This is a genomic window from Enterococcus sp. C76, assembly GCF_040886985.1.
GTDB lineage: Bacteria > Bacillota > Bacilli > Lactobacillales > Enterococcaceae > Enterococcus_B > Enterococcus_B lactis.
Genome location: NZ_JBFOEY010000040.1, coordinates 1 through 633 on the forward strand (window position 1 = coordinate 1; position 633 = coordinate 633).

Genomic DNA, 633 nt, shown 5'->3' on the forward strand with positions numbered 1-633 from the left:
CCGACGGAGACGGTAGAAACATTGGTCGTACTCGCTGGTACTTCGGCTACTGTCTCCCCGTAGACAGGCGAAAGACAGGTGTTACCCAATAAAAGAACGGTTGCCAGAGACACCCCTATTTTCTTTTTCATTTGCTTCCTCCTAACGTTTCGCGATTATATAGTTTCAAAAATTGATAGCCTCCACGCGCACTAACTACTTGCCCTTTTTTTAATTCCAAAGGCGGACGTAATACTTCCCCTGAAGCTGCATCAGTCGTGGCAATTAAATTGAAATACACTTTGCCATATCCTCGATAAAACCATCGATAACTATCGGCATTTTTTCGGTAATTTCCCAACCCATAGAGATTACGAATTTTGACAAATCGGTTTCCCTCCCTCTATTCATAGCATATTTCAAAAGAATTTGATTTCTGCCCATATATATTTTACATTTTTTTACTATTATAAGTCCCCATAATCATACTACTTGTTTCAAAAATATATTTCTCTAATGCAATACTTCAGTTTTTAAATACAAGTTTTTGACGCCCAATTTCTTGATAATTTTGATCAAACAGTACGATCTGGACATCATCTGAAGCTTTCAAATCTTTGCCTACATAGTACTTGATTTGTCCATTGGCTAAAT

1 protein-coding gene is annotated in these 633 nt (G+C 37.4%); it reads right to left on the reverse strand.

Annotated features, from left to right (window positions below):
• Positions 1–127 precede the first annotated feature (127 nt).
• Positions 128–280, reverse strand: coding sequence for a hypothetical protein (locus AB3I00_RS14595; RefSeq protein ID WP_368025614.1), 153 nt, complete (start codon positions 278–280; stop codon positions 128–130).
• Between the last annotated feature and the right edge of the window lie 353 nt (positions 281–633).